This is a genomic window from Campylobacter canadensis (assembly GCF_013177655.1).
In the GTDB taxonomy this organism is placed as follows: Bacteria; Campylobacterota; Campylobacteria; order Campylobacterales; family Campylobacteraceae; genus Campylobacter_E; species Campylobacter_E canadensis.
In genome coordinates this window covers 1531953-1554120 of the sequence record NZ_CP035946.1, presented here as the reverse complement: position 1 = coordinate 1554120, position 22168 = coordinate 1531953, and the positions used below count along the sequence as shown (strand labels likewise).

Below are 22168 nucleotides of genomic sequence, written 5' to 3'. Positions count from 1 at the left end.
CTTTTGCTAAAAAAATATTAATTTTATTATGGTTGCAAAAACAATCAAATAAAATAATTTTTTTACAATATTTATATTTACTTTAAGTAACATCTTTGCACCAAAATAAGCTCCTAAAATCCCACCAATTCCCATTATCAAGCCAAGTTTTATTAGAATTTCGTAAAAGAATGCAAAAAATATTAAAGAAACAATATTGCTAGTAGCATTTAAAGCCTTTGTATTTATTGAAGCTTCTTTTATGTTGCATCCCATAATGCTAACAAAGGCAAAAATATAAAAAGAACCAGTTCCAGGTCCAATAAAACCATCATAAAAACCAAGTATTGATGCAAAAATAAGTAAAAAAACACTCATTTTCATCTTAGCTTGTTTATTGTACTGCCCTAAATCAGGCTTTAAAATTGTATAAATAAAAACAAGTACTAATAAAGATATTACAATGGGTTTTAAAATTGACGAATCTATTTTAAGCACTGTAAATGAACCAAGAGCAGCAAAAATTGCACTGCATAATATACCTAAGCTTAATTTTTTAAATTGAATTTGTTTTCTTAAAGCAAATAAGGCACTTAAAGCACCCATACTTGCTTGTAATTTGCTTGTGGCTATTGCTAGGGTAGGGTTTAAACCTATAGCTAAAATTACTGGTAAGGTTATTAAGCCACCCCCACCAATAATTGCATCAATAAAGCCACCAAAAAATGCTGCGAAAAAAGCTAAAATATATTCAAGTATATCAAGTTGCATTATTTACTCCTAGTTATATCCTAAAGTGTTACAAATCGTAACAAATAAATTTTTATATTTTGATATTGATTTTTATTTTATATATGATATAATAAAAATGCTAATTTATTTTAAGGATAATAAGATGAAAAGTTTAAAAGAAGATAAAATTGAAATTCAAGCAAAGCAAAAAGCTAAAAATCCTTTTAAGAGATTAATTTTTTCTTGCGAATTATCAAAAAAATAATATTTTTTTTATACTCTCGTTAATTTTTTTTATATAATCAGTACTTGATTTTAAAAAAAGGAGATGTATGCAAGAAAGTGAATTGTATTTAAAAATACATAATGTATTGGATTTTATTAATGGCTATTTATACACATATTTTTTAGTGTATGCTTTAGTAATTGTTGGTCTTGTTTATACTATTAAAACTAGATTTTCACAATTTAGACTAATGAAAGATGTTATAAGCCTTTTAAAAGAAAAACAAGAAAAAGCTCATCAAATAAGCTCATTTGAAGCTCTTATGATTTCAACAGCATCAAGAGTTGGTATAGGAAATATTGCAGGAATTTCAACTGCGGTTGTATTTGGTGGTGCTGGAGCTTTGTTTTGGATGTGGGTGGTAGCCTTTATTGGTGGCGCAAGTGCTTTAGCTGAAAGTACTTTAGCTCAAGTTTATAAGGTTAAAGATGGAAATTCATTCCGTGGCGGTCCTGCATATTATATTGAAAAGGGCTTGGGTTCTAGATTTTTTGGTATTGCCTTTTCAATTATTTTAATTATAACTTATGCTTACGGCTTTAATGGTTTGCAATCTTACACAATGACTTCAGCTTTTACAATATATTCAGAAAAATACAGTATTTTTAGCTCATATAACATTAGTATTGCTTTAACTATTCTTGCTGCTATATTATTTTTTTCAGACACAAAAAGTTTAGGGAAGATAAGCTCAATTGTGGTTCCTATTATGGCATTTATTTATGTTGGCTTAAGTGTAATTGCAATTATTATGAATTATGAAGCAATTCCAAGTGTTTTTAAGTTAATAATTGATAGTGCTTTTGATTTTAAATCAATTACAGCAGGTTTTGCAGGAAGCGTTATTGTAATTGGTATTAAAAGAGGGTTATTCTCAAACGAAGCAGGTATGGGTAGTGCGCCAAATGCAGCAGCTTCAGCCTTTACAACCCACCCTGTAAAACAAGGTATTATTCAAAGTTTTTCTGTATTTTTAGATTTAATTATATGCTCTTGCTCTGGATTTTTAGTTTTATTTTCTAAAACTTATATTGAGCAATTAAGCGCAGGTACTAAAGAAATAACAGCCTTACCTATGGTTCAGCACGCTATGAATGAATATTTTGGAAGTTTAGGAATTCATTTTATTACTATCTCAATAGTTTTATTTGCAATCACATCTTTAATCGGTAACTTTTATTATGCTGACGCAAATATTAAAAATCTAACAAAAAGCAAAATGGCGGATATGTTTTTTAAAATAAGTGCAGTTGTTATGGTTTTTGTAGGTTCAAGAATTGATTTAGTTTTAGCTTGGGATTTAGCTGATATTACAATGGCTTGTATGGCTTCAATGAATATTGTTGCTATTTTATTACTAAGCCCTGTATTAATTAAGGTATTAAAAGATTATGATATGCAAAAAAAACAAGGCTTAGACCCAAGTTTTAGTGCTAAAAAATTAAATATTAAAAACGCAGAATGCTGGGATTAAATTTATAAAAGGATTTTTCCTTTTATAAATTTGCATTATTTTTGCATTAAAGATTAGTAAAAATTGTTATTATTAACAAAAAACTAGGAGTTTAAATGCAAATTAGAATTTATTATGAAGATACTGATTGTATGGGTATTGTTTATCACACTAATTATTTAAAATATTGTGAAAGAGCAAGAAGCGAAATGTTTTTTAGCGCCGATAAAAAAGAATTTTTAGAAGAATATAATTTTGTTTTAAGAGAAGTAAAAGCGGTTTTTAAATCTCCTGCTCGCTTAGGCGATTTAATTGATGTAAAAACAAAATATTTAAATTATGATAAATATTGTATTTACCTTGAACAAGAACTTTATAAAGAGCAGCTTTTATTATTTAAAGCGCAGATTAAATTAGCTGTTACTAAAGACAATAAGTTATTTGCAATTGATGATAAAATACTTTCCTTATTTAAAGAAAAATGAAAAAAATTTGTGTAATTTTATTCTTTGATATTTGTATTTTACTTTGGCAAAATGCTTTTTTAAGCCTTAGTATTTACGAGATTAATGAAATTAATTTTAATAGTGCTTTTTCTATTTTACTGCAATATTTATTAAGTATTTTAGGCAGTGAATACATAAGAGTATTTTTTATTTTTTTACATATTTTAAGTTGTATTTTGCTTTATTTAATTTCTAAAAAATATTTAGAACAAAGAGCTTATATTGCCTTAATAATTTTTATTTTATGCCCAGGTGTGCTTGCTTCTAGCTTACTCATTAATTATGCTGGTTTAGTGATTTTTATTAGTCTTTTGCTTATTTATTTAGAGCAAAAAAAACAGAATTTAATTTTTTATATAATTCTTAGTTTAAGTATTTATTTTATTCCATCAATGATGATTTTTGCTTTTGCTTTGCTTATTTATAGTTATAATAAAAGAAAGAAAAATCTATTTTATTATTGCTTGTTTTTATTTTTTCTTTCGTTAAATAAATATGGTTTTGATGTTTCTGGAAGACCAAGAGCGTATTTTTTTGATATGTTAGCAATATGTGCAACTGTTTTTACACCACCTTTATTTTTGTATTATTTTTATACCATTTATGATATTGCTTTTAAAAGAAAAAAAGATTTATTATTTTTTGTAAGTGCTAGTTCTTTTTTGCTTTGTCTTGCTCTTTCTTTTAGGCAAAAAACGCAAATAGAAGATTTTTTACCATTTTTAATAATAGCAATACCATTAGTGGTAAAAGAATTTATCTCAAGCTTTTATGTGCATTTACCAGAATTTAGATTAAAGTATAAAATTATGTTGTATTTTACTTTATTTAGCCTCGTTTTTAGCTATTTATTTGTGCTTTTTAATCCAATTTTATATCGCTATATTGATAAAAGTGAACATTTTGCAAGAGCTTATCATTTAAATAAAGAACTAGCAAAAAGCTTAAAAGAAAATAATATAAATGAAATTAGCAAAAATTCTGACAATTTTGCAATTTTGCAATTTTATGGTTTAAAAGAATGCAAAGAAAAAGTTTGCAAAAGAATTTATCTTTGTAAAAATTCAAATATTAAAATAAACTTTTTTTTCAATACTTTTTATTTTTGTGAAAAAAAAGAATATAATTAATCTTTAAAAAAACTTTTAGGAATTTAGATGTTTAATATTGATGTAAATTTATTTAATTACATTAGCGTTAGGGCTTTTTTAGCTTTTTTATTTGCTTTTTTGCTTAGTGTTTTTATAATGCCACTTTTTATTGCTTGGGCAAAAACACACGCAAATCAACCTATTTTAGAAGATGTTAGCATTCATCAAAGTAAAAAAAATACTCCAACAATGGGCGGAATAGTTTTTGTGCTTACAACTTTGATTGCTTCTTTTTGTTTTATCAAAATTAACGAGTATGTAATAGCAGCATATTTAAGCTTAATTTTATTTTCTTTAATTGGTGTTATTGATGATTTAAAAAAGGTATTGCATAAAAAAAATAAAGCTGGTTTAAGTGCTAAGGCAAAAATGCTTTTATTAATAATTGCAAGTATTTTAACTTTGTCTCCGCTTTATTTTGCTTCTTTTGATACTAATTTTTATTTACCATTTTTTAAATATGCTATTTTTGATATGGGTATTTTTGCTTTTTTATTTTGGATTTTAGTATTAATTTCTAGTGCAAATGCAATTAATCTTACTGATGGCTTAGATGGACTTGCTTGTGTTCCTAGTATTTTTTCAATTTTTACCCTTAGTGTTTTTGTGTATTTAAGCTCAAATGCACTTTATGCAAATTATTTATTACTTCCAAAGATTGCAAATATTGAAGAATGCTGTGTTTTAGCCCTTGCATTAATTGGCTCTTTACTTGGTTTTTTGTGGTATAACTGCCACCCTGCACAAATTTTTATGGGTGATAGTGGCTCTTTAGCTTTAGGCGGATTTATTGGCTATTTAGCTATAATTACAAAAAATGAAATTCTTTTAATTTTAATTGGTTTTATCTTTGTAATAGAGACAATTAGTGTGATTTTACAGGTTTCATCTTTTAAAATATTTAAAAAAAGAATTTTTAAAATGACTCCAATTCATCATCATTTTGAGCAAATTGGTTGGAGTGAAAATAAAATAATAATTAGATTTTGGATGATAGCATTTTTATGCTGTTTATTTGCTTTAATCACAATTAAAATAAGGTAAAAAAATGAAATCAATTTTTGGATATGGAATAATTGCAAAGGCAATTTCAAGTAAAATTCAAGCAGGAACTTGGAATATTTATGATGATGCGTTTTTAAAAGCTTCTAAAGATGAATTTAATAATAATTTACTACCTTCAAGTATGTTTGAGCCTTTAAAAAGTGAGCTTGAAATAATAAGCCCCGCAATAAGCCCTAGCAATGCTTTAGCTAAAAAAGCCTTACATTTAACTAGTGAAATAGATTATTTTTATGATAGTTTAGGGCTTAGTATTTGGGTTAGTGGAACAAATGGTAAAACCACTACTACTCAAATGATAGCGTATTTATTAAATATTCAAGCTGGTGGGAATATAGGCGTTGCTTTATGTAATATGGATTTAAAAGCAAAGTTAATTGTGCTTGAAATGAGCTCTTTTGCACTTCATTATACAAAAAAAGCAAGACCTGAGATTTATGTTTTGTTACCTATTTTAGATGACCATATTAGTTGGCACGGCTCTTTTAAAGAATATGAAAAAGCAAAATTAGAGCTTATTTTTAGAATGAATAAAACAGCAAGTTGCATAGTTCCAAAAAAATATGAAGAATATTTAAGCAAGGCACAATGCAAAAAATATTTTTATGAAAATGAATTAGATATTGCTAAGCAATTTAATATTGATATAAATAAAATAAAACACAAAGCACCATTTTTACTTGATGCTTTATTAGCACTTGCTTGTGAAAGAATAATTACTTCTAAACTAAGTATTGAAAAATTAAATTCCTTTGTAATTGACAAGCACAAATGTCAAGAAATTTATGATAAAAAAAATAGATTATGGGTAGATGATAGCAAAGCAACTAATATTAGCGCTGCTTTAGCTTGCATTAATTCTTATAAAGATAAAAAAATACACTTAATTGCAGGTGGAGATGAAAAAGGACAAGATTTAAGAGAATTTTTTAAATATTTAGCAAAAGATACAAAGCTTTATTTAATAGGAAAAAAAGACTTTAGCGCCCTTGCAAAAGAATGTTCATTTAATGCTATTAGATGCAATTTAAAAGAAGCGGTCAATTTAATTTATAAAGATTTAAAAGAAGATGAAATAGCTATTTTAAGCCCTGCTTGTGCTAGTTTAGATGAATTTAGCTCTTATAAGCAAAGAGGCGAGTTATTTATTCAATATATGCAAGAAAATGACAATAATTAAAAAAATATTTTTTGATAGTTTTTTTGTATGCAGCTTTATTTTTGCATTTTTATGTTTTTTTATAATGATTTTTTATGCAAAAATAAGCCTTGATTATGATTTTTTATATTCTTGCTTTAATGCTGTATCTTTTAAAACAATATTTTTATTGTTATTATTTATGCTTATTATTTGTGCTTTGCAAAATGCAAATTTTCTTGAGTTTTTGTGTTATTTATGCTTAAAAAAAATAAATAACAAAAGAGCTTTAATATGGCTTTTAGTTATGCTTACATTTTTTTTATCAATGTTTATTACAAACGATGTTGCTTTGCTTTCTTTTGTTCCATTTGCACTTATTTTACTAAATAAAATAAAGGCAGATAAAATAATAATTTTTACTCTTGTAATGCTTAGCTTAGCAGCTAATTTAGGTTCTATGCTTACTCCTTTTGGTAATCCGCAGAATATGTTTTTATTTACTCATTATTCTTTAAGTTTTAATGACTTTTTTCAAACAGCCTTTAAATACTGTTTATTAGCGTTTATTTTGCTTAATATTTGTATTTTTTGCTTTGTAAAAAATGAAAAAATTCCTCATATTAAAATTGATATTAAAATTAATAAAAAAATAATCTTTTTAAATTTATTTTTGTTTTTGTTAGCCTTGCTTTGTATTTTTTCTTTTTTAAATTTGTATTTTGTTTTATTTGTAGTAATTTTAATTTTATTTTTTACTCAAAAAGAAGTTTTTTTAAAGCTTGATTATGCTCTATTATTTAGCTTTATTAATCTATTTTTAGCGGTATTTTTTCTTTCAAAGATTATAAATTATGAGATAAAAAATATTTTTATAAGCTCAATTGTTCTTTCTTTTTTTATTTCTAATGTTAGTGCTAGTATATTTTTAAGTAATTTTACAAATGATTTTAAAGATATTTTTTTAGGTGTAAATATAGCAGCTTGTACAAGTTTAATAAGCTCAATGGCTAATTTAATTGCTTTTAAATTCTATTTAACACAAAAAAATTGTAATAAAAAAAATTATTTATTAAGTTATACTTATTTTAGTACAGCTTTTTTTATTCTTTTAATTTTATTTTATTACATCTAAATTTTTTTAAAAAAATGGCGATTTTGGAATAATTATTGCTAATTTTTATAAAAATTTAAAAGGTTAATTTATGAGTATTTTTTCAACTTTAAATACGGGTGTTACAGGGATGAATGCTGCACAAGTGCAAATTTCAACTACAGGACACAATCTTACAAATGCGAATAATTCTTATTATACAAGGCAAAGAGTGGTTCAACAAGCAAGAGAGGGTTTGCATGTTCCAGCAGGAGATATAGGTCTTGGTACTAAGGTTAAGACCATTGTTAGAATTCACGATGAATATGTTTTTGCAAAATTACAACAAAATACAAGCAATTACGAACAAACTAAATATTTAAAAACAAAACTAGAAGAAGCAGCACAAAGATTTCCTGATTTAAAGCAAAATACAGGACTTTTATATGATTTAAAAAACTATCAAGTAGCTTGGAATAAATTCGCAAGCAATCCTGCTGATGGTAGTATGAAAATTAACCTTATTCAACAAGCACAAACCCTAACTACAAATATTAGTAAAACAACAACCGACTTAAAAACAATGCAAAAAACTGTAAATACTGATATAGAATTAAGCATTGAAGAAATAAATCGTTTAGGTAAGGATATTGCGAATTTAAATGCAAAAATTAGTGCTATTGAAAGTGTTGCTGATTCTCACGCAAACGATTTAAGAGACCAAAGAGATGAGCTTGAGCTTAGGATTATGAAATTAGTAAATGCTAAAGTTTTTAAAGAAAATATAACTCAAGATGTTAGCTTTGATACTCCTATTAAAGATGGCGGACTTAATTATCATTTAAATATTGAAGGTTTTTCAATAGTTGATGGAGAAACCTTCCACCCTTTAAAACTAACAAGCGTTTCAAGTGGTTCGGATTTTACTAGGGTTTATTATGAGCTTCAAGACGGAACAACAGCAGACCTTACAACAAAATTAAATGGCGGACAGCTAGGAGCTCAACTTGATTTAAGAGGAAGATTTTTTGATAACGAAAAAGGAGAATTTGCTGATGGGATTTTGCAAGGTTATATAGATAATATGAATAGTTTTGCAAAAGGAATTATTGTAAATACAAATAATATTTATGCAAAGGCAGCACAAGATAAAGTAATTTCTCAACCTATTCATAATTTAAAACCAGATGATACTTTAATGACACATGATAATAGACTAAAGCAAGGCAGTTTTGATTTAATTGTTTATGATAATGAAGGAAAAGAAGTAGCTAGAAAAACAATAACAATTGATTCAAGCACATCAATGATAAGCAATGGAAGAACCTCAAGTTTAATAGAAAAAATAAACTCAAATACAGACGATAACAACGATAATAACGGGCTTAATGACTTTGATGATTTTTTTCAAGCTCAATATAGTTATGATGAAAAAACACAAACAGGAGCTTTTTCTTTAGCATCAAAACAAGATGGCTATAAGGTTGCAATCTCTGATAATGGTACAAATATTGCGGGAATTTTTGGTTTAGGTAAATTTTTTGAAGGCAATGATGCGCAAAGTATTAATGTAGATACTAATTTAAGGCAAGACCCAAGCACACTTAAAGCAAGTAGTTCAGGAACTGATGGTAATAATGATGTTGCAAATGAGTTAAACCAAATGCAATATAATGAAATAGAATTTTACAATGGAAATAGTGTAAGTACAAATACAATAGAAGGATTTTTTAGACAATTAACAACCGATATAGCAGCAAAAGCACAAAATAATAATTCTTTAAATGATACAAATAAGGTTTTATTAGAAAATGTTCAATCTGAATTTGCATCTATTAGCGGGGTTGATACAAACGAAGAATTAGCAAATTTAATGAAATTTCAAGCTTCTTTTGGTGCAAGTGCTAAAATAATTACAACTGTTGATAAAATGCTAGAAACATTATTAGGATTAAAACAATAAGGAATATAATGCAAAAAATTTTATTAATTGGTAAGCCAAATGTGGGTAAAAGCTCTTTATTTAATCGTTTAGCTAGACAAAGAATAGCAATTACTTCAGATATTGCAGGAACAACAAGAGATACAAATATAGCAAAGGTTGAATTAAACGGTAAAGAAGCTATGCTAATTGATAGCGGTGGGCTTGATGATAGTAATGAATTATTTATAAATGTAAAGAAAAAAACCCTAGAAGTGGCAAAAGATTGTGATATTTTACTTTATATGGTTGATGCAAAATTAGGCAGCAATGATGATGATAGAGCTTATTTTTATGATTTATTAAAACTCGGAAAAAAAACTGCTCTTGTAATTAATAAAGTTGATAGTAAAAAAGATGAAGCTAGGGCTTATGAATTTATTAATTTCGGCTTTAAAAATGTGTTTAATATAAGTGTTTCTCACGCAAGCGGAATAGATGAATTAATAGATTTTTGTGCTTCTAATTTAACTCAAAATTATTTAGTAGAAGATGATGAGCTTAGCTTAGAAGATTTTTTAGAAAATGATGAAAAAGTTGCAAATGATGAGATTGATTTAGCTCATATGAAAATAGCAATTTTGGGTAGGGTTAATGTTGGAAAAAGTTCTTTATTAAATGCTTTAGTTAATGATAATAGAAGCGTTGTAAGTTCTATTGCAGGTACAACTATAGACCCAGTAAATGAAAGTATAGTTTATAAAGATAAAACCTTAGAATTTGTTGATACCGCAGGTATTAGAAAAAAAAGCAAAATAGTAGGAATTGAAAAATTTGCCCTATTAAGAACCCAAAAAATGCTAGAAAATGCTCAAATTGCTTTATTAGTTTTAGATGCTAGTGAAGGTTTTAACGAGCTAGATGAAAGAATAGCAGGCTTACTAGATAAAAATAATTTAGCAAGTATAATTGTGTTAAACAAGTGGGATTTATGTGGAAAAAGCGATAAAGAATTTGATGAAGTATGCAAACATTTAAGGCTAGATAGATTTAAATTTTTAGCACATTCTCCAATAATTAGCGTTAGTGCATTAAGCAAAAAAAGAATAAAGAATTTATTAGATTTAATTTTAAAAGTTTTTGATAATTATACTCAAAAAATTCCTACTTCAAAGCTTAATGAAATTATCCAAGAAGCTATTATTAAACATCCTTTACCGCACGATAAAGGTAAATTAGTAAAAATATATTATGCAACGCAATTTAGCATAGCACCACCAAAATTTGCACTAATTATGAACAAGCCAAAGGCTTTGCATTTTTCTTATAATCGTTATTTACAAAATGTACTTAGAAAAAATTATGATTTTAGTGGAGTACCCTTAGTTTTAGTGCCTAAAAATAAGGGTAAAAATAAAGAAGAAGAATAAATCTTTTTCTTTTTATCTTGGTTGAATGCTTGAGTTATCAGCCTTTATGTCTTTTAAAAATTGAATTAATTTATAAGCTGCTTCATCATATCTTTTAGCAACTAAAGAATTTGGTTGAAAATAGCTAACTGGCTTTCCATCATCTCCTCCATTTTTAATACTCATATCAAGCGGAATACAAGCTAAAACATCAATATCATATTCATTTGCTAAATTAACAGCACCACCTTTTCCAAAAATAGGATGCTCTTTTTCACAATCTGGACAAATAAAACCACTCATATTTTCAATAACTCCAGCTATTTTTATATTTAATTTATTAAACATATCAATAGCTCTTTTACTATCATCTAAACTAACGCTTTGCGGAGTGCTAACGCAAATTCCAGCGCTTACTGGCACACTTTGAGCTAAAGTAAGTTGTGCATCGCCTGTTCCTGGAGGCATATCAAGTAATAATACATCTAATTCACTCCACAATACATCTTTTAATAATTGTTCAATAGCCTTCATAATCATAGCACCACGCCATATCATACTTTGCCCATCTTCAATTAAATTCCCCATACTCATAAATTCTATTCCGTATTTTGATAAAGGGCGTAATTTATCTGCTACAACTTCAGGGCGTTCGTTTAAACTCTCAAGCATTCTTGGAATGTTTGGACCATAAATATCAGCATCAAGCAAACCAACTTTTAAACCCTGTTTTGCTAATGAAATAGCTAGATTTAAAGTAGTAGTGCTTTTTCCAACCCCACCTTTACCGCTGCTAACCATTACAAAATGTTTAATTTGCGGTGCAAGGTTTTTAATTTTAGCACGTACAGGCTCTTGTTCTTGAGCTTTTGGTTGATTTATAATTAAATCAAGCTCGTAATTGTTTTTCTTTGCAATAATTTCACATTCGTTGCGAATTTGCTCTGCAATTTTAGGACTTGTTGCAGGGATTTGAATTAACATTGAAATTGTGTTATTGTTTAATTCACATTTTTGAATAAAACCAAAGTCAATTAGACTTTTTTGAAAATTTGGATATTTTACTTCTTTAAATAAAGACATTAAATCATTCATTTTTTCTCCTTTTTTAATTGTAAATATTAACAAATATTGTAAAATAAATGTATGAAGAAGTTTATTTTTTTATTTTTTAGTATTTTTGCTTTTGCTAGTGAGTTTGAGCTTTGTTTTGTTGAAGAAAATTATAAAAATTTTGATGAAATTTTTGGACATATTTATTTAAAACATAAAAATAAAGCCCTACATTTTAGTATTGATACATACAATGTTAGCTTAGTTGAAGCTTTAAAATCTTTTTATAAAAATAAAGCACTTTACGAGCTTGTAGATGAAAATAAATTAAGAAAATTTTATAATAACAATAATAGAAAAGTCTTTTGTGAAAATATAAATACTGATGAAGATTTATCAATTTTATTTAAGGATAAAAAAGATTATTATTCATTTTTTTATAAAAATTGCTCAAGTGCGCTTTATTTTTTAGCAAAAGAAAATAATATCAAATTTAAAAATTCAATTATCCCACAAGCTTTAATGCAAAAAAATACTAATTACAAACATTATTTTTCACATATTGCATTTTTTTATGATTTTAAAACTAAATCTTATAATCCTAGTTTAACTTTATTAGAATTTAATCATAGTTTTAATCATTATTTAACCTTATTTAATATTGATAAAAATAGATTTTTGTTTTTTAAAATAAGTGAATTTAATAATTTTTCTTATTCTTTGGATTTTAGTATTGATTATAAGTTTAGAGCTAATTCTAATTTTTTTCTTGGTTATGAATATAAAGGATTTTTTTTAGGTTTTGATAATTATGCTTTAGCAGGTGGATATTTTTATAATTTTACAAATTCATCAATAAATTTATATGCTAATAAAAAAGATTTTAACATAAAATTTTTATATGATTATAAAAGTTTTAGAACAAGCCTTAAAATAAATAAAAAATCTGCTAAAATCGGTATTTTTTTAAAATTTTAAGGATAAAGATGAAAATTATTGCAGATAATAAAAAAGCACGATTTGATTATAGCGTAATATCAACTTATGAATGTGGTTTTGTGTTGCTTGGAAGTGAAGTTGTAGCTATTCGTCAAGGAAAGATTAATTTAAAAGATTCTTTTGTGCGTATTATTAAAGGCGAAGCTTGGTTACTTGATGCGCATATTGGTCATTTAAAGACTACAAATAAATATTTTCATCACGATGAAAGAAGGGCTAGAAAATTACTTTTACATAAAGAACAAATTGATAAATTATTAGGCAAAGTTAGTGTAGGTGGGCTTAGTATGGTTATTCTTAATTGTTATTTTAGTAAAGGAATTTTAAAGGGTACTTTAGCCTTAGTTAAAGGAAAAAATCTACACGATAAAAGAATGAGTATTAAACAAAGAGATTTAAATAGAGAATTAAGGGCTTATCAATGAATGAATTTATACATACAATAAATAATTTTTTAGTTACTTATGTGCTTGTTTTTGTGTTAATTGCAATTGGAATTACTTTTACAATTTACCTTGCTTTACCACAATTTAAATATTTTAAACAAAGCATAAAAGAAAGTTTTCAAGATTTATTCTCTAAAGATAAAAAAAATGGTATAAGTGCTTTACAAGCTATGATGATATCTATTTCAGCACAGGTTGGAACTGGTAATATTATAGGTGTTGCAACGGCCATTTCTTTAGGTGGAGCAGGGGCTATTTTTTGGATGTGGGTTAGTGCCTTTTTTGGAATGGCTACTATTTTAGCAGAAGGTATTTTAGCGCAAAAATATAAGGTAAGAAAAGACGGGCATTATATTGGTGGTCCTGCATTTTACATAAAATTAGGTGTAAAAAAGATTTTAGGTAAAAAAGTAGCAAATGCTTTATCAGTTTTTTTTGCAATAGCAATTATTATTGCCTTAGGTTGTGCTGGGCAAATGACTCAAAGCAATTCAATTGCAGGAGCATTAAAAGAAGCATTTAATATTGAAAATTACATAAGCGGAATTGTTGTGGCAATTGTTGCAGCCTTTGTTGTAATTGGTGGCGTTAAGCGTATTGCAAGATTTGCTGAAATTGTTGTGCCTTTTATGGCAATTTGTTATGTTTTAGTGGCTATTTTTGTAATGATAAAATTCCATTCACATATTTTAGATGTATTATCAAGCATAGTAAAACAAGCTTTTGGTTTAGAAGAAGTTATCGGCGGTGCAGCAGGAATTGGAATAAAAGAAGCTATTAGATACGGGGTTGCAAGAGGACTTTTTGCAAACGAGGCTGGTATGGGTTCAACCCCGCACGCTCACGCAAGTGCACATACTAAAAATACAGTTTCACAAGGTTTTGTAGCAATGCTTGCTGTTTTTATTGATACTGCTTTTATTTGCACAGCAACTGCTTTAATCATTTTGCTTAGTGGGGCTGATTTAAAACTAAGTGGAATTTTACTTAGCACTCAAGCGTTTTATTTATCTTTTGGAGATATTGGAGTAAAACTACTTGCTATTTGCTTAGTGTTTTTTGCTTTTACCACTATTATTGGTTGGTATTATTTTGCACAAATTAATGTGCTTTATTTATTTAATTCTAAAGCTTTAAAATATTTTAAAGCAATTTTTGTCTTTTGTATATTTTTTGGTTCTTTACTTGAGATAAAATTTGTGTGGGAATTATCAGATTTATGCAATACTTTAATGGTTTTACCTAATGCAATAGCCTTATTTTTACTCGCAAAGGTTGTAAAACAAGAATTAAAAAAGAATAATTTTTAATCTTCCTTAAAAAAAGGAAGATTTTTTTATGCAAGATTTTTTGCAATTCTTACTGCATTTGTTGCAGCGCCAACTCTTATTTGGTCAGCTACACACCATAAATGCAAGGTTTTAGGGCAGTTTAAATCAAGTCTAATTCTACCTACATAAGTTTCATTTGTATCGCTTGTAAAAAGTGGCATAGGATAACGCATATTGTTTTCATCAAAATTATCTTCATTTTGTGCTTTTGCATTCACATCATCAATTACAACAACGCTAGGAGCGTTTTTTAAGAGTTCTTTTGCCTTTGCTAAATCTACTTCTTTGTTAAAAGTTATACTTATGCTTTCGCTATGGCTTCTAAGCACAGGAACACGCACACAAGTAGCGCTAATTTGCATTTTTTTGTGCATAATTTTTTGAGTTTCATTTATCATTTTTAACTCTTCTTTTGTGTAGCCGCTTTCTGTAAAATCATCAATTTGTGGAATTAGATTAAATGCAAGTTGATGAGAGAATTTTTTTACTTCAACATCTTTAAAAGAAAAAATCTGCTCAAAATTATGTAATAGCTCTTGCATACCGATATTTCCTGCACCACTTGCTGCTTGATAGGTGCTTACATTTACGCTTTTAATATCAAAAGCATCATCAAGTGGTTTTAAAATATGCACCATTTGAATTGTTGAACAATTTGGATTTGCGATTATATTTTTATGCTTTTTAATATCTTCTTTGTTGCATTCAGGCACCACTAAAGGTACATCTTCATTCATTCTAAAATAACTTGTATTATCAATTACAATTATACCTTCATCAACTGCATATTTAGCATATTCTTTAGATACATTTGAACCTGCACAAAAAAAGGCTACATCAATATTTTTATTTTTAAAACTATCCTTTGTAAGTTCTAAGATTGTATATTCTTTATTTTTAAATTCTAGTTTTTTTCCAGCACTGTTTTTGCTAGCAAATAAATATAATTCATTTACTTTTACATCTAATTCATCTAAGACTTTTAATATTTCTTCGCCAACTGCACCGCTTGCACCTACTACCGCATAGTTTTTCATAAATACTCCTTAAGATTGTAATTGTTAATTTTTTCTTCTAATTTTTTTTCACTCATAGAAAGCATTTTAGCAATTTGCTTTAAATCTTTCGTATAAGATAAAGCTTGTATTATAAGCTCTTTTTGCATATCATCAATACTTTTTTTCTCTTCAAATGCTAAATGTAAATCTTGTTTTTGAACTATTTTGCCATCGCTTAAAATACAAGCTCTTTGAACAATGGAAATTAACTCTCTAATATTACCAGGATAATTATAATTTAATAAGCATTCATTAGCTTCTTTGCTAAATTCTTTTTCTTCTAAATCATATTCTTTTACACTTTGCTGCAAAATTGCATTTGCTAGTGGTAAGATTTCTTCTTTTCTTTCTCTTAAGGGTGCTATATTTAATAAAATAGTATTTAATCTATAAAATAAATCAGCTCTAAATTTTTCTTGTTTTATGTTTTCATTTATATTAATATTACTTGCACTTATAATTCTTACATTTATTTTAATATCTTTTAATCCACCTATTCTTTTTATTGTTTTATCTTGTAAAACTCTTAGCAGTTTTGCTTGTAAAGCAATGCTCATTTCTCCTATTTCATCTAAAAATAAAGTGCCATTATTTGCTAGTTCAAAAAGCCCAATTTTAGTAGCACTTGCATCGGTAAATGCACCTTTTTCATAGCCAAATAATTCACTTTCAAGTAAATTATCAGGAATTGAAGCCATATTTATTGCTACAAATTTTTCATTTTTTCTAGGGCTATTTTCGTGAATAAACTTAGCAAAAACTTCCTTTCCAACACCGCTTTCTCCGCTAAGCATTACACTAACATCAGTTTTTGCTGCTTTTAATGCTAAAGCTTTTAGCTCTTCAAGTTTTTTAGAACTTGCTAAAAACATATCATTTTTGCTTTCTTTATTTATTTTTTTTATCTTACTTGTTTTTTCTTTTATAATTTTTGCACGAGTTATTGCTTCTTTTAATTTATCTAAATCAAAAGGTTTAGTTAAAAAATCTTTTACACCAAGTCTTAGTGATTCAATAGCTTTATTTAAGGTTGCATTGCCTGTTATTATTATAAATTCAGCGTTGATTTTTTTATTTAGACATTCTTTTATAAACTCAAGTCCATCCATTTTAGGCATATTAATATCGCTGATTATTAATTCATAACTATCATCAATTACTTTTAAAGCATCAATTGCATTTTTAAAACAAGTTAATTCATACTCATCGCTTAAAGCAAGTTGCAATGAATTTCTCATATTAATATCATCTTCAACTATAGCTATTTTCATATATCATTCCTTCTAAAAATTAATATTTTTCCATCAATACTCATACTAGCTTTAAAATACATCGGAAAAACAACAAGATGAGTGCTAGTATTTATAATATTTTTTTCACTTTTTGTATAATCATATATTTTAGCCTTATTTATACATTCAAGTAATTGTTCTTTGTTTAATTTTAAAGCTTTATAAGTGTCTTTTATGTTATTTGAATTTATCTCGCAAATGTATTCATATTTTGCATTTTTATTAATACTCATTGCACGAGATAAATGAAATTCAGAAGAATTTAATATTAAATTCTTAGTGTTAAGTTTAGCCCAAAAAATATAATCAGGCTCCTTAGCACTAAGAATGCAAAGAGAAAAAATTAATAAGAAAAAAGTTCGTTCCATTTATACTTGTCAATTTTTAATTCTAATTCAACAGTATAAAGTCCGTTTTTAAAGCCTTCTCCTGTAATATTTGCATTTTTAATAAGTCCATTTACATAGGTTGTAATTAAAGAGCTTCTTAGCATTGCATCTTTTACATTTTCTCTAGAATTTACTCTTACTCCATAAAGTTTTGCTGCAAGTTGTCTATAAGCATCACTTATTGCTGCTCTTTTTGCTAGTGCTAGAGCTTGTGCTTGCGAAACTGTATTTTGTGGTGGAATTCCTTCTCCAATAGCACTAAAAATCATAAGCCTTACTGCTTCTTCTTCAGGGCTTAAAACAGGTTCTTGGTATGAAGCCTTTCTTACTTCTAATTTTTTTACTTGTTCATTTTTAGCATTAGCATCTCTTGGGCTAGTGCAAGCTGCTAAAAATAATGCCATAAAAATAATAGATATTTTTTTCACTTTTAATCCTTTTTTAGTAATTTGTAATTTTATTAGCAATTATTATTCCATTTTTTGCATTAATTTTTCATAATATGAATTAAAATTTTCTTTTTTTAATTCTTTACTTATATTTGAATAAAAGTTAATATTAGAGTTATAATCATTTAAAAAGTCTATTTCATCAACTTTTTTAAGACTTATACAATCAATAATTTTTATTTTATTTGATAGCTCAAAAATTATAGAATTTAGAGCGTATAAAGAACAAAATTCTTCTAAATCGTTTATGCTAGGCAATTCTTTTTTATTAATTTGTAAATAAGCAGCAAGTAAATCAGGATTTATAAAATCAAATTTAGAGCTTAGCATAGAAGTAATTTGCATATAATCTTTTTGATTTTTAGCAAGTAAAATAGCATTTTTACTTAAGTAATCAAAAACCACTTCATCATCTACTTGTGCTTTAGCATCTATACTTGGCATAAATTTATTTATGTTATTTTTGCTTTTTAAAAGTTTTATTTTTGTAAATTCTGAAGAATTATCAACTACAATAAAATTATTTATAATATATTTATTATTTTGAAAATTTTTTACAATAATTCCGCTGGAATTTATTTTAGCCTCAGGATTTTTTTGCACATAAGCATAATCTTTATCAATACTAACAATGCTATAGGCATTTAAAAATATTGAGTAAATACATAAAAATAAAATTTTTTTCATTCTTTTCCTTTTTTATAAAAATTACTAAATTATAAGCAAAAAACATTAAACTATCGCCTTTTTATTTATAAATTTTATATTTTAGGTAGGGGAATATGTTTAGAATTTTATTGCTAATTTTTACTATTTTTAATATTTTTTCTTTTGCAAAAGAGCTAAAAATGGAAGAATTAGTTTGGGAAAGAGGAGATAGTTTTTTATATTTTTTAAGTAAAAATCAAATTCCACTTTCTTTATATCATAATTTAGATAAAGAAGACAAAGAATTAACAGCAGAAATTATAGCAGGTGTAAAATATCAAATTCTAAGAGATGAAAATGATGAGATAGAGCAGATTTTAATACCAATTAGTGAAGATTTGCAAATACAACTTTATAAAGATACAAACAATGAATTTAAAATATTATTTTCTCCAATTTCATATAATATTGAAAATGAAAGTCTAGTTTTTAAGGTTAGTAAATCTGTTTATCAAGATATAGTTGATAATACTCAAAATCCAAAATTAGCTAGTGCTTTACTTAAAGCTTATGCAAATACAATAAATTATACAGGTATGAAAAAAGATGATAAGGTTGCTATTATTTATTCTCAAAAACGCAGATTAGGTAAGGTTTATGGAGATTTAGATATAAAGGCTGCTATGGTTGAGGTGAATAAAAAACCTTTTTATATTTTTAAATACGGAGACAGTGATTATTATGATAAAAATGCAAGACAACTGCAAAGCTATACCTTTATTTTACCAGTTGGAAATGCAAGAATTTCATCTCCTTTTAATCCAGGTAGATTTCATCCAATTTTAAAAAAATATAGAGCGCATTTAGGTATTGATTATGCTGCACCTATTGGTACTCCAGTTAAAGCAGCAGGTTCAGGAAAAATTATTTTTAGAGGTGTAAAAGGCGGATATGGAAATGTAATTCAAGTTTCTCATAATAACGGTTATATGACCCTTTATGCGCATTTAAGTCGTTTTGGCAAATATAAGGTGGGTGATTATGTTCGTCAAGGTCAAGTTATTGCTTATGTTGGTACAACAGGGCTTAGCACGGGACCACACTTACATTTTGGTATGTATAAAAATAACACAGCTATAAACCCAGCAAAAATTGTAAGAGTTGTAAAAGATTCTTTAACAGGCAAAGAAAGACAACAATTTATGCAAGTTGCAGCAGAATATGAAAAAGATTTAGCAAAAGCAATTGCAGAAAATAAAAGTTCAGTTTTAGAAAGTCAATTTGAAAATATTGTGGAGCTTAAATAATGCTTAATAATACAGCACTAGCTTTTGAAATCGTACAAGAATTTTTAGATGAAAAAGATGTTAGCTATGCTGAATTATTAGAAGCATTAAAAATTATTAAAGAGAATGATTTTTTAGCTTATGAAAATATTTTAAAAAGCCTTGATGATGAAGATTTAGGAAATATAGCATCATTAATGCCAGAGCATATGTTAAGCGATGTTTTAGAGCTTAGTTCTAGTAAAAAAATAGCCTTAGCAATAGGCGAATTAGAAAGCGATGACGCAACTGACTTAATGCAAAGCATTGAAGAAATAAGTGATGAAAAAGCTAATCAAATCTTTGCAAATTTAAGCAAACAAGAACAAGATGAGATTTTATTTTTAAAGCGTTATGATGATGATAAAGCTGGTGCTTATATGCAAACAGAACTTTTTAAAATGAAGTTAAGCGATACTTTATCAGATGCCATAAAATCGTATAAAAAATTAAAAGTAAAAGAAGAATTAGAGCATATTTTTGAGCTTTTTATTGTTGATGATGAAGGTAAATTACAATTTTCTTTACCAGTAGCGGATATGATTTTATATGAATTTAACGCTACTTTTTCTGATATTTTACAAAATAATCCTAGTTTATCAAAAGAATTGCATTTTGTAAAAGATTATGAAGACATTGATGAAGCAATTATTTTAGTAAGAGATTATGATTTAAGCGTTATTGCTGTAGTTGATGATAATAATAAGCTATTGGGTAGAATAACCCACGATGATATCCATGATTTATTGCAAGATAGTGCAACAGAGCAGATTTATAATTTTGCAGGGGTTGGAGATATTGATAGTGAAGATGAAAGTGTATTTAAAGCAGCAAAATCTCGTGCTACTTGGCTTATAGTAAATCTTTGTACCTCTCTTATTTCAGCACATGTAATTAGTATATTTTCTGATGCTATTGAAAAGCTTGTAGCATTAGCAGCTTTAATGCCAATAGTAGCATCAATGGGCGGAAATACAGGCTCGCAAGCCCTTGCGGTTACAATTAGAAAATTAGCCTTAGGCGAAAGTGATTTTGCAAAGGCTAAAAAAACTATTTTTAGGGAAATAAGCATATCTTTTATGAATGCTAGCGTGTTTGCAATTTTAATGGGTTTTATTGCTTATGTGTGGTTTAATATGCCTATGTTATCGCTTGTTATATTTATTTCTATGATTTTAAATCTAGGCATAGCAGGTTTTATTGGTTCTTTTATACCTTTATTACTTAAAAAATGTGGTTTTGACCCAGCTATTGGTAGCTCAATTTTACTTACTGCTTTAACTGATGCTTTAGGATTTTTCTCTTTTTTATTGCTTGCAAAACTAATTTTATTGTAAAAAATCATTTTAATAATTGTTATTATAAAATTTTTTTTTATCTCTGTTACCTAGTTATTTTAGCAATTTAGTTAATATACAAAAAACTATACATTAATCATCATTAACTTAACAAAATATAATCTTTATTAATTAGTTGTTTTTTTTTTTTTTTCTAAATACAATGATTAATTAATAATTGTTATTTTTATTCAAAATAAACACTAAGAATTTATTTTTAAGGAGTTATAATGAAAATATCTTACAAAATTTCATTATGTATTTTAGTTGCTTTAGCAGTGCTTTCATTTACTTTGATTGTTAGCACTAGAAGTCTTGTTCATAAAGTTGAAAGCTTGTCATTTAACACTACTGAAGAATTGGCAGTAGATGATGCAAAGAAAACAGCAAAAAGTGTTGTTAAGGCAATAAATCATTTTACAGATAAAGCTTATGAAGATTTAAAAAATAGCGGTGCTACTCATGCTGAAATTATAAATAGAGTTTTTGCTCTTGTGAAAAATATCAATTTAGACAATACCGCAGTACATAATTTTGTTATGAATTCAAATGGTGTTTATTTAGACCATTACAATAAAAACTTAATAAATGAAAATATGTTAAATTCCCCTGATTTAAACGGAAAATATTATGTAAAAGATTTAGTTAATGTTAGTAAAAACGGTGGATATGTAAAAGCAAAAATCAAGGGTGCTGACGGAAATATTAGAAATATAATTATATATGTTGAAAAAGATAGTTATCTTGATTTAATTTATGGAACAACAGTGGATATTGATAGTGCATATAATGATATAAAAGCTACCGAAGATAAAATTGATGAATTTGTAACAAGCTCAATTTATAAATTTATACTTACAGCAATAATCCTTTCAATAATAATCCTAATAGCTATGATTATCTTTGTAATCAAGCAAGTTTCAAACCCACTAAACGCACTTACAAACAAATCAATTGAACTAAGCAGCGGAGATGGGGATTTAACCAAAAAACTAGAAGTAAAAGGCAAAGATGAAATAGCACAAGCTTCAATGGCAATTAATGAATTCTTAGAAAAAGTAAGAGTATTAATAGCACAAGCAAAAGATATCTCAAATGAAAACGCATCAAT

At 26.8% G+C, this 22168-nt stretch carries 20 protein-coding genes and 1 pseudogene; 14 read left to right on the top strand and 7 right to left on the bottom strand.

Annotated elements, in window-relative coordinates; translation table 11 throughout:
- Positions 1 to 6: 6 nt before the first annotated feature.
- Complete coding sequence (locus tag CCANL266_RS07475; protein WP_172233555.1) at positions 7 to 750, bottom strand: TSUP family transporter; 744 nt, start codon at positions 748 to 750, stop codon at positions 7 to 9.
- Positions 751 to 1043: 293 nt separating this feature from the next.
- Here CCANL266_RS07475 and CCANL266_RS07470 point away from each other — a divergent pair, with 293 nt between their 5' ends.
- From CCANL266_RS07470 to der, 8 genes are all read left to right on the top strand, one after another.
- Entirely contained in the window at positions 1044 to 2471 is a 1428-nt protein-coding gene (locus CCANL266_RS07470; RefSeq protein ID WP_172233552.1) for an alanine/glycine:cation symporter family protein, read from the top strand.
- Between the two features lie 95 nt (positions 2472 to 2566).
- The gene (locus tag CCANL266_RS07465; RefSeq protein ID WP_172233549.1) at positions 2567 to 2935 is read left to right on the top strand and encodes a YbgC/FadM family acyl-CoA thioesterase; all 369 of its coding nucleotides are present in this window, start codon (positions 2567 to 2569) and stop codon (positions 2933 to 2935) included.
- Entirely contained in the window at positions 2932 to 4086 is a 1155-nt protein-coding gene (locus tag CCANL266_RS07460) for a hypothetical protein (protein ID WP_172233546.1), read from the top strand. The genes CCANL266_RS07465 and CCANL266_RS07460 overlap by 4 nt, the downstream gene beginning before the upstream one ends.
- 27 nt (positions 4087 to 4113) lie before the next feature.
- A complete protein-coding gene (gene mraY / locus CCANL266_RS07455; protein ID WP_172233543.1) occupies positions 4114 to 5151 on the top strand; it encodes a phospho-N-acetylmuramoyl-pentapeptide-transferase in 1038 nt (345 codons plus the stop codon).
- 4 nt (positions 5152 to 5155) lie between these two features.
- The gene (murD, locus tag CCANL266_RS07450; protein ID WP_172233540.1) at positions 5156 to 6349 is read left to right on the top strand and encodes a UDP-N-acetylmuramoyl-L-alanine--D-glutamate ligase; all 1194 of its coding nucleotides are present in this window, start codon (positions 5156 to 5158) and stop codon (positions 6347 to 6349) included.
- Entirely contained in the window at positions 6336 to 7442 is a 1107-nt protein-coding gene (locus CCANL266_RS07445) for an SLC13 family permease (protein WP_172233537.1), read from the top strand. The genes murD and CCANL266_RS07445 overlap by 14 nt, the downstream gene beginning before the upstream one ends.
- 70 nt (positions 7443 to 7512) lie before the next feature.
- Complete coding sequence (gene flgK, locus CCANL266_RS07440) at positions 7513 to 9363, top strand: flagellar hook-associated protein FlgK (protein WP_172233534.1); 1851 nt, start codon at positions 7513 to 7515, stop codon at positions 9361 to 9363.
- Positions 9364 to 9371: 8 nt separating this feature from the next.
- On the top strand, positions 9372 to 10751 hold the full coding sequence (gene der / locus CCANL266_RS07435; protein WP_172233531.1) for a ribosome biogenesis GTPase Der: 1380 nt from the start codon (positions 9372 to 9374) through the stop codon (positions 10749 to 10751).
- A gap of 12 nt (positions 10752 to 10763) precedes the next feature.
- Here der and CCANL266_RS07430 read toward each other — a convergent pair whose 3' ends face one another.
- Entirely contained in the window at positions 10764 to 11825 is a 1062-nt protein-coding gene (locus tag CCANL266_RS07430; RefSeq protein ID WP_172233528.1) for an Mrp/NBP35 family ATP-binding protein, read from the bottom strand.
- Positions 11826 to 11876: 51 nt separating this feature from the next.
- Here CCANL266_RS07430 and CCANL266_RS07425 point away from each other — a divergent pair, with 51 nt between their 5' ends.
- The 3 genes from CCANL266_RS07425 to CCANL266_RS07415 are packed head-to-tail and all read left to right on the top strand — an operon-like array spanning position 11877 to position 14538.
- The gene (locus CCANL266_RS07425) at positions 11877 to 12761 is read left to right on the top strand and encodes a hypothetical protein (protein WP_172233525.1); all 885 of its coding nucleotides are present in this window, start codon (positions 11877 to 11879) and stop codon (positions 12759 to 12761) included.
- Positions 12762 to 12769: 8 nt separating this feature from the next.
- Positions 12770 to 13207, top strand: a complete 438-nt coding sequence (gene smpB, locus CCANL266_RS07420) for an SsrA-binding protein SmpB (RefSeq protein ID WP_172233522.1) — start codon at positions 12770 to 12772, stop codon at positions 13205 to 13207.
- Positions 13204 to 14538 carry an alanine/glycine:cation symporter family protein gene (locus CCANL266_RS07415; RefSeq protein ID WP_172233519.1) on the top strand — a complete coding sequence of 445 codons (1335 nt, stop codon included), beginning with the start codon at positions 13204 to 13206 and terminating at the stop codon, positions 14536 to 14538. Before smpB ends, CCANL266_RS07415 begins: the two co-directional genes overlap by 4 nt.
- Positions 14539 to 14564: 26 nt before the next feature.
- Here the strand turns inward: CCANL266_RS07415 and asd are convergent, their stop codons facing one another.
- Genes asd through CCANL266_RS07390 form a run of 5 tightly spaced genes read right to left on the bottom strand, consistent with a single transcriptional unit; the run spans position 14565 to position 18434 of the window.
- Entirely contained in the window at positions 14565 to 15596 is a 1032-nt protein-coding gene (asd, locus tag CCANL266_RS07410) for an aspartate-semialdehyde dehydrogenase (RefSeq protein ID WP_172233516.1), read from the bottom strand.
- The gene (locus CCANL266_RS07405; protein ID WP_172233513.1) at positions 15593 to 16888 is read right to left on the bottom strand and encodes a sigma-54-dependent transcriptional regulator; all 1296 of its coding nucleotides are present in this window, start codon (positions 16886 to 16888) and stop codon (positions 15593 to 15595) included. The genes asd and CCANL266_RS07405 overlap by 4 nt, the downstream gene beginning before the upstream one ends.
- Entirely contained in the window at positions 16885 to 17277 is a 393-nt protein-coding gene (locus CCANL266_RS07400; protein ID WP_172233510.1) for a hypothetical protein, read from the bottom strand. The genes CCANL266_RS07405 and CCANL266_RS07400 overlap by 4 nt, the downstream gene beginning before the upstream one ends.
- Entirely contained in the window at positions 17253 to 17726 is a 474-nt protein-coding gene (locus tag CCANL266_RS07395; protein ID WP_396021585.1) for an LPP20 family lipoprotein, read from the bottom strand. The genes CCANL266_RS07400 and CCANL266_RS07395 overlap by 25 nt, the downstream gene beginning before the upstream one ends.
- Positions 17727 to 17768: 42 nt before the next feature.
- Positions 17769 to 18434: a plasminogen-binding N-terminal domain-containing protein gene (locus CCANL266_RS07390; protein WP_172233507.1), complete on the bottom strand. Its 666-nt coding sequence runs from the start codon at positions 18432 to 18434 to the stop codon at positions 17769 to 17771.
- A gap of 95 nt (positions 18435 to 18529) precedes the next feature.
- Between CCANL266_RS07390 and CCANL266_RS07385 the strand changes: the two genes are divergently transcribed.
- From CCANL266_RS07385 to CCANL266_RS09815, 3 genes and pseudogenes are all read left to right on the top strand, one after another.
- A complete protein-coding gene (locus CCANL266_RS07385) occupies positions 18530 to 19702 on the top strand; it encodes a peptidoglycan DD-metalloendopeptidase family protein (RefSeq protein ID WP_172233504.1) in 1173 nt (390 codons plus the stop codon).
- Positions 19702 to 21057: a magnesium transporter gene (mgtE, locus tag CCANL266_RS07380; protein ID WP_172233501.1), complete on the top strand. Its 1356-nt coding sequence runs from the start codon at positions 19702 to 19704 to the stop codon at positions 21055 to 21057. The genes CCANL266_RS07385 and mgtE overlap by 1 nt, the downstream gene beginning before the upstream one ends.
- 230 nt (positions 21058 to 21287) lie before the next feature.
- Positions 21288 to 22061 (top strand): annotated as a pseudogene (locus CCANL266_RS09815) (cache domain-containing protein); the annotation flags it as partial.
- Positions 22062 to 22168 lie beyond the last annotated feature (107 nt).

Bases quoted from the DNA above. Each gene is read 5' to 3' on its own strand.
- CCANL266_RS07470 (WP_172233552.1), top strand. From the start codon at position 1,044: ATGCAAGAAAGTGAATTGTATTTAAAAATACATAATGTATTGGATTTT.
- mraY (WP_172233543.1), top strand. From the start codon at position 4,114: ATGTTTAATATTGATGTAAATTTATTTAATTACATTAGCGTTAGGGCT.
- CCANL266_RS07400 (WP_172233510.1), bottom strand. From the start codon at position 17,277: ATGGAACGAACTTTTTTCTTATTAATTTTTTCTCTTTGCATTCTTAGT.
- CCANL266_RS07430 (WP_172233528.1), bottom strand. From the start codon at position 11,825: ATGAATGATTTAATGTCTTTATTTAAAGAAGTAAAATATCCAAATTTT.
- CCANL266_RS07415 (WP_172233519.1), top strand. From the start codon at position 13,204: ATGAATGAATTTATACATACAATAAATAATTTTTTAGTTACTTATGTG.
- smpB (WP_172233522.1), top strand. From the start codon at position 12,770: ATGAAAATTATTGCAGATAATAAAAAAGCACGATTTGATTATAGCGTA.
- murD (WP_172233540.1), top strand. From the start codon at position 5,156: ATGAAATCAATTTTTGGATATGGAATAATTGCAAAGGCAATTTCAAGT.
- CCANL266_RS07405 (WP_172233513.1), bottom strand. From the start codon at position 16,888: ATGAAAATAGCTATAGTTGAAGATGATATTAATATGAGAAATTCATTG.
- CCANL266_RS07445 (WP_172233537.1), top strand. From the start codon at position 6,336: ATGACAATAATTAAAAAAATATTTTTTGATAGTTTTTTTGTATGCAGC.
- flgK (WP_172233534.1), top strand. From the start codon at position 7,513: ATGAGTATTTTTTCAACTTTAAATACGGGTGTTACAGGGATGAATGCT.
- CCANL266_RS07475 (WP_172233555.1), bottom strand. From the start codon at position 750: ATGCAACTTGATATACTTGAATATATTTTAGCTTTTTTCGCAGCATTT.
- CCANL266_RS07385 (WP_172233504.1), top strand. From the start codon at position 18,530: ATGTTTAGAATTTTATTGCTAATTTTTACTATTTTTAATATTTTTTCT.
- CCANL266_RS07465 (WP_172233549.1), top strand. From the start codon at position 2,567: ATGCAAATTAGAATTTATTATGAAGATACTGATTGTATGGGTATTGTT.
- CCANL266_RS07390 (WP_172233507.1), bottom strand. From the start codon at position 18,434: ATGAAAAAAATTTTATTTTTATGTATTTACTCAATATTTTTAAATGCC.
- CCANL266_RS07425 (WP_172233525.1), top strand. From the start codon at position 11,877: ATGAAGAAGTTTATTTTTTTATTTTTTAGTATTTTTGCTTTTGCTAGT.
- mgtE (WP_172233501.1), top strand. From the start codon at position 19,702: ATGCTTAATAATACAGCACTAGCTTTTGAAATCGTACAAGAATTTTTA.
- der (WP_172233531.1), top strand. From the start codon at position 9,372: ATGCAAAAAATTTTATTAATTGGTAAGCCAAATGTGGGTAAAAGCTCT.
- CCANL266_RS07460 (WP_172233546.1), top strand. From the start codon at position 2,932: ATGAAAAAAATTTGTGTAATTTTATTCTTTGATATTTGTATTTTACTT.
- asd (WP_172233516.1), bottom strand. From the start codon at position 15,596: ATGAAAAACTATGCGGTAGTAGGTGCAAGCGGTGCAGTTGGCGAAGAA.